Here is a 13,046-nt window from a genome sequence, read left to right as displayed (position 1 = left end):
CCTATGACTCAACCCTTTTAACCATTTTTCGGTCGTCAGGGCCGCCGCCACACTTCACCACCGACACGAATACGCGGATCGGGCCTCGCCGCGCGAGCCGTAGGCGCCGCTACCCAATCGTCAAGATCGCGCTCGCGGCGACGCTAATCACCGCCACAAGCGCCACCAAAATCACCGTGATCGACGCGCGCACGATCTCTTCTTCCGTGAGTTGCCAGCGCGGCTTTAGTTCCACGACAACGGTGTCCCCGGCCTTTGCGTTCACTCTCGCGACCGCCAACAGGACGTCGGCCTGCCTGTCGGCCGCGTCGGTCTCCACGGGGTCATGCGCAGCGATTGCAGTCGTCATATCAGCCCCCCGGGCTTGCGGACGCCGATAGGCGTTATTGGAAGGCCGAAAGCTTCGGCCTGTTCGCATGTTCGAAGATACGGGTGCGAGATCACGATTGCGGTAACGATCCCTAACGGTCCCAGTACGCGGTCGATCAGTCGTGGATGGCCTCGTACCTCAGCAGGACCGTGCCGCCCGGGAAGGTGCGGTTTTCCAACAGCCGCAGCGAGATCCACGACGGCAGTGTCGGGAAAAACGGAGTGCCGCCGCCGACGGCGGTGGGCGTGACCACGATCCGGTACTCGTCAACCAGTCCGGCCTGCACGATCGGTGCCGCCAGCGTCGCCCCGCCGACCTCCAGCCTGCCGTCGGTCTCGGCTTTCAGCTTCCTTATCACCTCGACCGGGTCGCCCCGTTCCAGGCGGGAGTTCCACTCGACGGACTCTAGGGTGCGCGAGAACACCACCTTGGGCATGTTGCGCCAAATACGGGCGAAGTCGACGATCATCGGGGTGGCGTCGGGGGCTTCGTCGGCGGTCGGCCAGTACGCGGACATCAGTTCGTAGAGGCGGCGCCCGTAGAACGCGCACGCGGTCTCCCGCTCGAAGTCGTTCCAGTACTGGTGCAGTTCTTCGCTTGGATCTGTCCAACCGATATTCCGTTGCGCATCGGCGATGTACCCGTCGACCGACACGTTGAAGCCATAGATGAGTTTGCCCACGTGGATAAGACTGCACCGGAGGGCGAAACTCATCTCGACACCAACAGTTTTCAGAGGTCGAGGCTAGACCGTAGTGCACACTAGTTCGCGGATCCGACGCCTGGAGGAACGATGCCGAAATGAGCCCGGTCGCCGAATTCGACTTCATCATCGTGGGAGCAGGTAGCGCGGGCTGCCTGCTCGCCAATCGGCTCAGCGCCGACCCCGAGCGCCGTGTCCTCCTGATTGAGGCAGGCGGCACAGACGGCTGGTTCTGGATCAAGGTGCCGGTTGGTTATCTGTACACGATCGCCAACCCCCGCACCGATTGGTGCTTCACGACCGAACCCGACCCAGGCCTGGCCGGCCGAAGCATCCACTACGCGCGCGGCCGTGTGATCGGCGGTTGCTCGTCGATCAACGCGATGATCCACATGCGTGGACAGGCCAGCGACTACGACCTATGGGCGCAGGCTACCGGTGACGAGAGATGGCTTTGGGGTGGGGTGGACCGCCCAGGCGAGACGCTGGCGATCTACAAAGAGTTGGAAAACTACTTCGGTGGCGCCGACGAGTGGCACGGCGCCGACGGTGAGATCCGCGTCGAGCGGCCGCGTGTGAGCTGGAAGATCTTGAACGCCTGGCAGGCCGCCGCTGCCCAGGTGGGCATCTCCCCGGTCGATGAGTTCAACCGGGGGGTCAACGCCGGCAGTGCGTACTTTCACGTCAACCAACGACGCGGCCGCCGCTGGTCGATGGCTGATGCTTTCTTGCATCCAGTCGCCCACCGACCCAATCTCACCGTCTACACGCAGACGCAAGCCTTGCGGATTCTGATGGACGATGAGGTTCACGCGGATCAGCGTCGCGGCGCGTGGACTACGGCGCAACAACGCGTCACCGGCGTGCGGTTGCTCAAAGGTAACCAAATCGTCGATGTCCGAGTCCGCCGGGAGGTCATCCTGAGCGCCGGGGCTATTGGCTCGCCGCATCTGATGCAAGTCTCGGGTCTGGGCCCGGCCGGCCTGCTCGCCCGGCATCACGTGCCGGTCGCCGTCGACCTGCCAGGAGTGGGCGAAAACCTGCAGGATCACTTGCAGATTCGCACCATCTACCGGGTCCGGGGTGCCCCCACCGTCAACACGCTGTACCGGAATTGGATCACCAGGGCGGGCATGGGACTTCAGTACCTGCTGTTGCGATCGGGGCCGATGACGATGCCGCCCTCCACTCTGGGCGCTTTCGCCAAGAGTGACCCCGCGCTAGGCAGTGCCGATTTGGAATGGCATGTACAGCCCTTGTCGTTGCCGAAGTTCGGCGAACCCCTGCATCCCTTCGGAGCGATCACTCCCTCGGTCTGCAATTTGCGACCCAGCTCGCGCGGCCACGTGCGCATGGCCAACGCGGATCCCCTTATCAATCCGAAGATTTCTTGCAATTACCTGTCGACTGACGCCGATCGTCGAACTGCCGCGATCGGCCTACGGATGACCCGCCAGATTATGGCGGCACCGGCTCTGGCCCGCTACTCTCCCCAAGAGTTGCTTCCCGGCCCACAACTGGTGAGCGACGAAGAGTTGGAGAAGGCGGCCGGGGAACTCGGAACAACTATTTTTCATCCGGTGGGCACCTGCGCGATGGGAGCCTTTGACGCACAAGGTCATCCGCGGTCGGCCGCCACAGTGCTCGATACCGACTGTCGCGTGTATCGCGTCGCCGGCCTTCGCGTGGTTGATGCCTCGGCTATGCCCACCATCATTTCCGGCAACACCAACGCGCCGGTCATGCTTATCGCCGAGCGGGCGGCGCGGGCGATCGTGGAATAAATCGTGGCATGAGTCAGGGCACCCAGAGAATTGAATCTGCCTGTGCGCCGCGTTGTTTCGCGCGGGCTTCCGCGGTCATTGCCGAACGGTCACCACTTGGTATCGATTTAGGAATGCAACCGCGTTTCGGCTGGCGCAGGTCTATCCGTAACAACAATCACATCGTTAACATCGCGCAGTGCACAATTTGCCCCCGATGGCCAGTACCGCGCAACCGCGTGTCGTTTCCCGGCGCGACGCGCTGCGCTACGCCGCTGCGGTGGCCGGCCTGGGTGCCGCGTCAGTCGCCTGCGGCCTGCCCACGGCGGCTGCCACCGCTCCCCCTCAGCTGATTGACTTTGCCGCGCACCAGATTCCGGCGCAGCAGATCCGCGCCGCCGGCTATAGCGGGGTGGTCAACTACGTTTCGATGTCGCGTCCTGGCTCGTCGTTTGGCGCCAAACCGATCACTCGGTCCTACGCTGACTCATTGAAATCCGCGGGTCTGGTGATCGTCAGCAACTACCAATACGGCAAGCCGGGTAGCTCGGCACCGTCGGACTTCACGCGGGGCTACGCGGGCGGCGTCGCGGACGCGCGCACCGCCTGGCAGCTGCATACCACGGCGGGAGGCGGCGAGAGTGCGCCGATTTTCTTCACCATCGATGAGGACATCAATCGCGACACCTGGAATCACACTGCCCTGCAGTGGTTTCGCGGAATCAACTCGGTTCTCGGCGTTCAACGCACCGGCGTCTACGGCGGCGTCAGGGTGTGTCAGTGGGCCGCGGACGATGGCGTTGTGGGGTCTTCGAGCACACCTGGCCGCCGGTGGCTCTGGCAAACTCGTGCCTGGTCCGGCACTCAAGTCCACCCCGCCGCAGTCCTCTACCAGCGCGTCGTCAGCACTGCGTCCAATCCCGGGCCGAAGGTCGGGGGACTTGAAGTCGATGTCAACGACGTCCTGGCTCCCGACTGCGGCCAGTGGAACCTCCATGGGAGCCACCCAAGTGGCGATGTGCGATAGATCGTGCAAAGACGTCCGAGCCGCTCCCCTGTATCGCCCGGCCTGCATAGCATTCTGCGGCAACATCATTCGGGCTAGAGCCCGGACGGCACGACCTTGCCGTTTACGGTCACCTCGACCTGGCCGGTCGTCGGGTTGTACACGATCTTGCCGCGCTCGAAGGTCGACACGAGCAGATCATCGACGGTGTTCACGTCGCTAGTGGGTAAGCCCAGCGGACCCGCCGAACCGTTAGTGCCGGTGGTCGCAGGTGCGCCGTCCGGGTCGCGTGGGATATTCCAGGCCTCGCGGATCTTGCCCGTGGTGATATACGCGGGCGCGCCAGGCTGTTCATTCTTGGCGGTGATCACGCCGCCCTGGAATTGCTGGAATACCAAGCCACTCGGCCGGGTGCCGGCGTTGCGGTCACCCGTCAGTGGTTTGCCGAGAGCCTTCTTCTGATCATCAGTTGCCGACGTGTACTTGGCGGCGATCGGCCCGGTCAGAGTCACCTCGACGCCACCATCCCCGGTGAGCTTCACCTCGGTGGGCTGCGTTGGGACCTTAGATGTGGAGGTGGCGTTCACACTGGTCTGTGGCGGTGCCGACGCGTTGACGCTCTTGCCATTGCTGCAGCCGACAGTGATCAACGCGGCAGTCAGGCCGACGACTGCCGCTTGGCGGTATGCGATCGTCCTCATCGGCTTGCTCTCGCCCCTTCAGTGGTGTGGGTAAAGGTGCGGCTGACCTCATTGCGCGCGGCGCTCGAGGTCCTGGTAGCTCCGAACGAACTTACAACGCGGTCATCGGCGGCGAGCCAGAGAGGGGGCATCGCGCCATCCGCAGGACCGAAGGCACCCCGAGTCGTCAGACTTGGGCACGCGGAACACCGCTCGATCGGTTATTAATTAGCTTCTAAGTCACGCCTGCCGTGCAGTTTTTAAGGACGCGGCGGTGCGGGCGCGCCACCCTATCGGGCGGGCTAGCGTTTGTGGTGCTTGACTCCACGCGCCGGCGGCGCCTCGGTAACGGCCGTCGGGCCTCGTTGTAGAGCATGAGCAAGCTGCCCGCTGATCCAGGCGCGTGCACGCTGCTCGGGCCACCCGAGCACCTTCACCGTGAAGTGGAAGCCATTCTGCGGGCCGTAGTGGTACAGCACAATGTCAGCGAAGTCGTCGTCCGAGAAATCAGCAGGGCAGCCCCCCAATGCCCGTGCTTTACGTGCGATTTCGTGTAGCGCGGACCGATGACGATGGGTTGCCTCGATGAGTGCGGCCGCCGCTTCGCCGTCATGCGCCGCCGTGGTGACGACGATTTGGACGATATCGTCGAAACGCCGATAGAACTGGAAATAGGAGTCACCGAGAACGTCGAGGAACTCGTCGAGAGATTCGGTGGCGCCAATTCGATCGAGCGTTTCCTGGACCAGGGGTGCGGTAGTCCAAATGTCCATGAGGGACTTCAGCAGCCCTTGCTTGCCGCCGCACTGCGCATACACGGTACCCGCCGAGACGCGGCTGGCGTCTGCGATTTCGTTGATGGTGCAATTGAAGTAGCCGCGTTTAGCGAACAGCTTTCTGGCGGCGTCGATCACGGCCATTCGCGTCTGCTCGGCGTATTCGTCCCGACGAGATCGCGGTGGCGCAGCGGTCGGTTCCTCGTCAGTCATCGGCGACTGTTAGGGGACTCATAGACCCCGGATCGTAACAGACGGCGCAGTGGTGCTCAATTGATTCAAGTGACCGTCATACTACTCGACAGTAGCTTCAGCTAGTAGAGAAAATGTTCAGTCGCTATAGTGATGCTATAGCGAGTGTCCTCGATGGGCCCGCCCCGTTCCCAAGGAAGCCATGGCAGCTCACGAGTCCCGATGCGTGACCGCTCTGGAAGTTCTGCCCGTCCGTGGCCGGTCGCGCGAACTGGCCGTCATCGATACCCTTGTCGAGCGCCTGGCAGGCGGGCGGGGCTCGGTAGTTTTGATCGACGGTCCGCCGGGGATCGGCAAGACGCGTCTGCTCCGCGAGTGCGGTGAGCGCACCGTGTCGCACGGCGGGCGCCTCCTGTCGGCCACCGCGACCGAACACCAACGCGCGGTGCCGTTCGCTCCCCTGTTCAGTGCCACGTTGGCAGCTGATCCGCCGGTCGGTGACGCCGACGCGCTGCGTGCGCTGGGTTCGGTCGCCGACTTGCGTTACTGGGTGGTGCGCGAGCTGCAGTCGGCCATCGCCGAGACGGCGCGGGCGACGCCGTTGATGATCGCCATCGACGACGCTCACCTTGCGGACGCGGGTACGGTCACTGCGCTGCGCCTGTTAATGGCGGCATTGGCGGACGCGCCCGTCCTGTGGGCGCTTACCACCCGGAACGGAACGTGCGGTGCGGCGATTCGCGACGCGGTCCAAGCGCTTGGCGCCGGCGGGGTGGCCCACGCCGCCCATTTGCTGTTGCCACCCGTGGACGTCGTCGCGGCCGCCGGCATCGTCTCCGACATTTTGGGCAGCAGCGTCGATGACTCGCTGTCGCAGCTTGCTGCCCAAGCGACGGGTAATCCGTTTCTCGTCATCGAACTGCTGCACGGCCTGCGGGAGGACAATCGAATTCAATTTGCGGGCGGGCGGGCATCCGCGATCGGCCCGACGCTGCCACGGCGCATGGTCACCACGATGGAGAAACGTCTGGACAGCCTGAACCCGATGACTCGTGAACTTGTCGGGCTGGCATCGATTCTCCCCGAACGGTTTTCGGTCACACTGTTGGCCAGGATGCTCGATCGGCGACCCGCCGAGCTGGTCGGTGCGATTACCGAAGCCGTGCGCGCGGATCTGCTCATCGGCGATGAGGAGCTTTTGAAGTTCCGGCACGATCTGCTTCGAAGCGCCGCGCGCGACACACTGCCGGAGTCGCTGCGCCGCGCGTTGGAACGCGAATCGGCCGACGTTCTGCTTGACCTGGGGGCCGTGCCCGAAGACGTGGCGCCACAGTTGGCGCGCAGCGCCGAAGTCGGCGACCTCGCCGCCGTGGCATCATTGCGGTCGGCAGCACGGTCACTGGCGCGAGCCGACTGCTCGGGCGCGGCGGACATCGCCCTGCGAGCCCTCGAACTGGCCGGATGTGAGCCCGCGCTGCGCGCGGCGCTACTGGCCGAGAACGTCGAACTTTTGATTCGAGCCTCCCGATTTGACGAGGCCGAGGCGATGGCGGCGCGGGCCCTCTCGGGTGACCTGCCGCCTCAGGCCGAAGCCGACATCCGCGTCAGTCTGTCGATGCTGCCGACGCGCTGGCCACAACACCGGGCTGCAGAGAACCGCTCAGTCTTGACGCTGCCGGACCTTGCCCCCGTGACGCGCGCACGAAACCAGGCCTGGCTTGCCTCCACCATGATGCTCGACGGTCAGCTGGCGGCAGGTCCTGTCGCACGCGAAGCGCTCGAACAACTGGCACGCCTCGATGACGTCGAGACCGAGACGCTGGCCAAAACGACAGTGGCGGCCGTCGAACTGGCGACCGGATACGGACGGCGCGCGTCGGCAATCTGCGACGACGTGATGGCCGGCTCGGCGCGGCTTGGTGCCTCCTCGTCGGCCGGGCAGGCGGCAACTCGATACTGCTCGATGGTGTTGGCAGCGCTGGGTCGACTTGAGGACGCGACCGCCATCGTCGCGGTGAACCGAGCGGTCGCCGAGGCGGAGCGCAAGACGTCCACCGTCCAGCTACTCGACATGATCCAGGCCATGTGCGACGCCGCGGCGGGCCAGTTGGGCCAAGCGCGAGCCGCGTTCGCGCCTCACGTGCAGACGGTCGGCGCTCATGACTACGTGGTCGCCGATGTCGTAGCGCTGACCCACCTGGCCCTTGTCGCGGTCCACCTTGACGACAAGACCCTCATCAGGCACACCAGCAGCGCCGCTCGTGGCGTGGCCCAAGATGGCTGTACCGATTCGGCTCGGGTGCGTGCGCGTTGTGTTCTGGCCCGCGCCGCCTGGTACCGAGGGGACCTGACCAGCGCCGTCAGGCATCTGGGACAAAAGGCACCGTTGTTGCCCCTTCCGTTGTGGCCGACGGACTTCGATAACGTGGTGCTGACCGCCCGACTGGCGGCAGCCACCGGCGACGAAGTCGCGCACCGCCATGCTGGGATGACGCTCGACGTCCTGGAGAGGGAAAATCCCCGCGCTCCCTTGTTATCCGGTGTCGCTCAGTACGTGCGCGGGCTCCTCGAGCGCGATGTCGCGTCGCTCGCCGGGGCGGTCAACACCTTGAGCACCGCTGAACGGCCGATGCTGCACGCCGCGGCTCTGGAGGACCTCGGGCAGTTGCTGCGCGACGCAGACCAGCGTGATGCCGCCGCCGACACCCTCAGCCAAGCATTCGATGTGTACAGCGCGCACGGTGCCGTGGGTGACGCCCGGCGCACCGCACGCAGCCTCCACGACTTCGGCGTGAGCCGACGCATCGTTCGCACCAGAGCGAAGACGGGCTGGGAGAGCCTAACCCCCGCGGAGCTCCGAGTGGCCGAACTCGTGATCGAAGGTGCCTCCAACCCCGAAGTTGCCCAGAGACTTTCGTTGTCGCCGCATACTGTAAACACCCACCTGCGGCACGTCTACAGCAAGCTGGGCGTCAACTCGCGCACCGAGTTGAAACGCGTGGCGGCAGTCAAACGGCGCCCGACCCGATCGGCGCGGCAAAGTTCGGGTTTGCGCGCAGTGTGAGGGGCACGTCGAGCACCACCGGTTCGAGTCGCGCGCGGTAAATACCTAGCCGACGGCACGTGCCCTGACGGCCACGGGCCGAATCGACTTCGGGAATGCCCCCTTAAATATGGCCCGGCATGCGATGGCAGGGGTGAGCCGATGGGTGCGACTCTGAGTTTGTCGACCCACCGACGTCGCCACGCCAGGAGGGGACGCACTCCCGAATGTAAGTCGATGCAATGGAGGACTCATGACTCAAGCCACATCGCTGCCGCAGCAGCCGCGGACCATCACGCACGTCGGCATTACGGTCACTGACGCGCAGGCGGCCATCGACTGGTATCAACGCATCCTCGGATTCCAACTCCTGCATGAGCCTCAGGAGTACACCGCGGGCGAGGGGTATTTTGGCGGACTGGTCGCCGACATGCTCGGTCCGCATGTGGTGAGTGGGAAGATCGCGATGATGGACGCCGGAAACGGTGTGGGACTGGAACTCTTCGAGTTCTCCGACCCCAAGCCGGACCAGCGCAGTGCTGACGAGAACACTCAGTTCTATCTTCGCAAGACCGGCACCTTTCACTTCTGTGTGGTCGACCCCGACGTCGAGGGGTTGGCGCAGCGGATCGCCGACACGGGCGGGCGGAAGCGCAGTGCGGTATGGGAATTCGCTCCCGGGGCGAGCTTCTACGTGTGCTACTGCGAGGATCCGTTCGGCAATATCGTGGAGATCTATTCGCATAGCACATGCCACATCTGGAGCGCGCTGGCGCAATCGAACAAGAAGGCCGGCGCACATCAACTCTGAACACATGCCGGGGTGGGGTGTTCGGTAGGGGCCCAATAACGCTCCGCTGGGAGGGAATTCAGGAATGGCCGTTCGAGAGCAACCGACGCCGGCGGGGCCACCACGGTCATCACACGCCGGCGGCCACACCGAGATCAGGATCCGGGTCGACGACACCGACCATCGCGTGGTCGTCGACAACCGCACTACCGTGCTGGACCTGCTGCGCGAGGAATTGGGCGTCACCGCGCCCAAGAAAGGTTGCGATCATGGTCAGTGCGGGGCGTGCACTGTGTTGCTCGATGGTCGCCGTGTCGTGACGTGTCTGGCACTGGCAGTCGCTTATGACGGCGCGGTGATCGTCACCGCCGCCGGGCTCGGCGACGGCGACGCACTGCACCCCCTCGCGCGGGCCTTCGTCGAGCACGACGGGTTCCAGTGCGGCTACTGCACGCCCGGACAGATCTGCTCGGCGGTGGGTATGCTCGACGAACTTAAAGCGGGCGCCCCCAGCTACGTCACCGAGGACATCTCACGTGCGCCGGAGTTCACCGACGCCGAGATACGGGAACGTCTGAGTGGCAACTTATGCCGCTGCGGCGCCTATGCCAACATCGTGGCTGCAGTCAAGGCGGTCGGGCGATGATGCCTTTGGACTTCCACCGCGCGACCAGTGTCGCCGACGCGGTCGCCACCGTCGCCGCCCGTGCGAACGCGGTGTATCTGGGTGGCGGCACCAACCTTGTCGACCACATGAAGCTCGGCATCGTTGCACCCGCCGTCGTCGTCGATGTCACCCACCTGCCCCTCGGTGACGTCGAGTCGCTACCCGACGGGGGCGTGCGCATCGGAGCCGAGGTCCGCAACAGCGATCTTGCGGCTCACCCGCTGGTGCGCAGCACTTACCCGATGCTGGCCCGCGCCTTGCTCTCGGCGGCGTCGGGTCAGCTGCGCAACCTGGCCACCACCGCGGGAAACCTGTTGCAGCGCACCCGCTGTGTGTACTTCCAGGACCTCACCACGCCGTGCAACAAGCGCGTTCCCGGTACTGGTTGCTCGGCCATCGGCGGCTATCTGCGCTACCACGCCATCCTCGGGGCATCCGAACACTGCGTCGCCGTTCACCCGTCGGACATGGCGGTTGCGATGGCCGCCCTCGATGCGCAGGTGGTGTATGTCGATTCCAGCGGTGAACACCGTCTGGCCCTGGCCCAGTTCTACCGGTTGCCAGGTGACCGACCCGACCGCGACACCACCCTGCCCGCCGGAGCCCTGATCACGGCCGTGGAAATTCCGCGTCCGCCCGCCGGTGCCCGCTCCACTTACCTCAAAGTCCGCGACCGCGCGTCCTATGCCTTCGCGCTCACCTCGGTGGCCGCTGAAGTCGTCGTCGTGGGCGGTGTCGTGCAGTCGGCTCGGATTGCCCTCGGGGGCGTGGCCCACCAGCCGTGGCGCGCCACTCGAGTTGAGGGGGCGCTCACCGGTGAACCTGCGGCCGAGGAGATCTTCCGCCGTGCCGCCGACGCCGAGCTGCGATACGCAATGCCGTTGGCCGGCAACGCCTTCAAGGTCGATCTGACCCGCCGCGCCATCGTCGCGACGCTCACCTCAGTGACACGGGGGCACCAATAATGACCGCACTGCAGCCTCGGGCCATTGGCGCCCGAATTGCCCGCGTGGACGGGCCCGCGAAGGTCACCGGGACCGCGCCGTACGCCTACGAATACCGGGTCGAAGCACCGCTGTACCTAGTTCCGTTGCAGGCCACCATCGCACGTGGCCGCATCACGAGGATGGACACGACGCAGGCGCACGCGCTCGACGGCGTCCAGGCGGTCCTGACCGTCTTCGATGCGCCTGCGCTGGCCGACATCTCCGACGGTGACCTGACCATTCTGCAGGACGAGCAGGTGCATTATCGGGGACAGATCATCGGGGGTGTGGTCGCCGAAACAGCTGAAATCGCGCGCCTGGCAGCGCGTCTCGTCCACGTCGACTACGACAGCGCGCGCCACAACACCGAGCTTCGCCGCGACGACCCGGATACCTACGCTCCCGACGGCATCAACGGCGGTTACGTCACCGACACTCGCGACGGCGACGTCGAGGCCGAGCTCGGGGCGGCCGAGGTGGTGATCGACCAGATCTACACGACTCCCCTGGAACACAACAGTCCGATGGAGCCGCACGCCACCATCGCGTTATGGGAAGCGCACGGACCCCGACTGACACTGCACGACGCCACCCAGGGCGTGCACGTCGTGCGCGAGCGGATGGCCACCGCGTTCGGTTTGGACAAGGACCAGATCCGCGTCGTCGGCAAATACGTCGGTGGCGGATTCGGCTCTAAAGGCGCGCCTCATTCCCATAACGTGCTGGCCGTCATGGCCGCACAGCGCGTCCCCGGCCGTCATGTCAAGCTTGCCCTGACCCGCCAGCAGATGTTCGCTCTCGTCGGTTACCGCACACCGACCATCCAACGCATCCGACTGGGCGCCCGCCGCGACGGCAAGCTGACCGCGATCACCCACGATGTTCTGGAACAAACCTCGGCCGTCAAGGAATACGCCGAGCAGACCGGGGTGCTGACTCGGATGATGTATGCGGCCGGCACCCGCGCGACCACCCATCGACTGGTCAAGCGCGACGTCGCCGTCCCGTTCTGGATGCGCGCCCCGGGTGAGTGCCCCGGCGCCTTCGCCTTGGAAGCCGCGATGGACGAGCTTGCGGCGGCCTGCAGTCTGGATCCGATCGCACTGCGCGTGCGCAACGAGCCCCCGGTCGATCCCGAGAACGGCAACCCCTGGTCCGACCGGCGTCTGGTCGACTGCTTGCAGACAGGCGCCGAACGATTCGGCTGGACGCCTCGCGACCCCGCGCCGCGGCGACGTCAACAGGGCGAATGGCTGATCGGAACTGGCGTTGCTTCGGCGACGTATCCCGCCAAGCGCATGCCCGGCAACTGCGCGAGAATCGCCCACACGTCCCCGGGCTGTTTCGCCGTTCAGATCGGGGCAGCCGACATCGGCACGGGCACCTGGACCACGCTGACCCAGATCGCGGCCGACGCCCTCGGCGTGGACTTCCATGCCGTCGATCTGCAGATCGGTGACACCGACCTGCCTGCGGCCTCGGTGGAAGGCGCTTCTTCCGGTCTCAGCTCCTGGGGCGCGACCATCTGCGCTGCCGCGGCTGCCTTCCGCCGTGAACACGGCATCACGCCCGCGGTCGGGGCGAGCACGCTCACCGAGCAGCCGGACAATGACGCTGCGGAGCACTACGGGATGTATTCGTTCGGAGCGCAATTCGCCGAGGCACGGGTCAACCGCCACACCGGCGAAATCCGCGTGTCGCGGATGCTCGGTGTGTTCTCCGTCGGGCGGGTGATCAATCCGACGACTTTGCGTTCACAACTCATCGGAGGCATGACCATGGGTCTATCGATGGCGCTGCACGAGGAAAGTGTCCGAGACCATCGGTTCGGACACGTGGTCACCCAAGACTTCGCCGGGTACCACATCAGCAGTCACGCCGACATCCCGGAGATCGATGCCCTCTGGCTCGACAGCGTCGACGAGCACTCCAACCCGATGGGTTCGCGCGGCGCCGGTGAGATCGGCATCGTCGGCTCGGCCGCGGCGGTGGCCAATGCCGTTTTTCACGCTACCGGTGTGCGGGTCCGCGACCTGCCCATTACCTGCGAAAAGGTAAACGTCATCTAGA

Annotated in this window: 11 protein-coding genes; 7 read left to right on the top strand and 4 right to left on the bottom strand. The window is 65.1% G+C overall.

Translation table 11 applies throughout. From position 1 onward, the window contains the following. Positions 1 to 109 precede the first annotated feature (109 nt). Together MJO58_RS14935 and MJO58_RS14930 are read right to left on the bottom strand one after the other, a co-directional pair. Entirely contained in the window at positions 110 to 319 is a 210-nt protein-coding gene (locus tag MJO58_RS14935) for a hypothetical protein (protein ID WP_239719881.1), read from the bottom strand. A gap of 166 nt (positions 320 to 485) precedes the next feature. After that, entirely contained in the window at positions 486 to 1,052 is a 567-nt protein-coding gene (locus MJO58_RS14930; RefSeq protein WP_239719880.1) for a dihydrofolate reductase family protein, read from the bottom strand. Between the two features lie 119 nt (positions 1,053 to 1,171). Between MJO58_RS14930 and MJO58_RS14925 the strand changes: the two genes are divergently transcribed. Further along, positions 1,172 to 2,857, top strand: a complete 1,686-nt coding sequence (locus MJO58_RS14925; protein ID WP_239719879.1) for a GMC family oxidoreductase — start codon at positions 1,172 to 1,174, stop codon at positions 2,855 to 2,857. A gap of 178 nt (positions 2,858 to 3,035) precedes the next feature. Continuing rightward, positions 3,036 to 3,863, top strand: coding sequence for a DUF1906 domain-containing protein (locus MJO58_RS14920; protein WP_434086234.1), 828 nt, complete (start codon positions 3,036 to 3,038; stop codon positions 3,861 to 3,863). 74 nt (positions 3,864 to 3,937) lie between these two features. On the opposite strand, the gene MJO58_RS14915 is transcribed toward MJO58_RS14920, so the two are convergent. Then, on the bottom strand, positions 3,938 to 4,543 hold the full coding sequence (locus MJO58_RS14915) for an LGFP repeat-containing protein (protein WP_090602796.1): 606 nt from the start codon (positions 4,541 to 4,543) through the stop codon (positions 3,938 to 3,940). A gap of 281 nt (positions 4,544 to 4,824) precedes the next feature. After that, positions 4,825 to 5,442, bottom strand: coding sequence for a TetR/AcrR family transcriptional regulator (locus tag MJO58_RS14910; protein ID WP_239719878.1), 618 nt, complete (start codon positions 5,440 to 5,442; stop codon positions 4,825 to 4,827). Between the two features lie 250 nt (positions 5,443 to 5,692). Here MJO58_RS14910 and MJO58_RS14905 point away from each other — a divergent pair, with 250 nt between their 5' ends. The 5 genes from MJO58_RS14905 to MJO58_RS14885 all read left to right on the top strand — a co-directional run bounded on the left by MJO58_RS14905 (position 5,693) and on the right by MJO58_RS14885 (position 13,045). After that, on the top strand, positions 5,693 to 8,554 hold the full coding sequence (locus tag MJO58_RS14905; RefSeq protein ID WP_239719877.1) for a helix-turn-helix transcriptional regulator: 2,862 nt from the start codon (positions 5,693 to 5,695) through the stop codon (positions 8,552 to 8,554). Positions 8,555 to 8,786: 232 nt separating this feature from the next. Beyond that, positions 8,787 to 9,344, top strand: coding sequence for a VOC family protein (locus MJO58_RS14900; RefSeq protein ID WP_239719876.1), 558 nt, complete (start codon positions 8,787 to 8,789; stop codon positions 9,342 to 9,344). A gap of 64 nt (positions 9,345 to 9,408) precedes the next feature. Next, the gene (locus MJO58_RS14895; protein WP_239719875.1) at positions 9,409 to 9,969 is read left to right on the top strand and encodes a 2Fe-2S iron-sulfur cluster-binding protein; all 561 of its coding nucleotides are present in this window, start codon (positions 9,409 to 9,411) and stop codon (positions 9,967 to 9,969) included. Then, on the top strand, positions 9,966 to 10,955 hold the full coding sequence (locus tag MJO58_RS14890) for an FAD binding domain-containing protein (RefSeq protein ID WP_239719874.1): 990 nt from the start codon (positions 9,966 to 9,968) through the stop codon (positions 10,953 to 10,955). Before MJO58_RS14895 ends, MJO58_RS14890 begins: the two co-directional genes overlap by 4 nt. After that, positions 10,955 to 13,045, top strand: coding sequence for a xanthine dehydrogenase family protein molybdopterin-binding subunit (locus MJO58_RS14885; RefSeq protein WP_239719873.1), 2,091 nt, complete (start codon positions 10,955 to 10,957; stop codon positions 13,043 to 13,045). Before MJO58_RS14890 ends, MJO58_RS14885 begins: the two co-directional genes overlap by 1 nt. Position 13,046 lies beyond the last annotated feature (1 nt).

This window comes from Mycobacterium lentiflavum, assembly GCF_022374895.2.
GTDB lineage: Bacteria > Actinomycetota > Actinomycetes > Mycobacteriales > Mycobacteriaceae > Mycobacterium > Mycobacterium lentiflavum.
The sequence above is the reverse complement of the archived record's forward strand: the minus strand, read 5'-3'. Positions and strand labels throughout refer to the sequence as shown.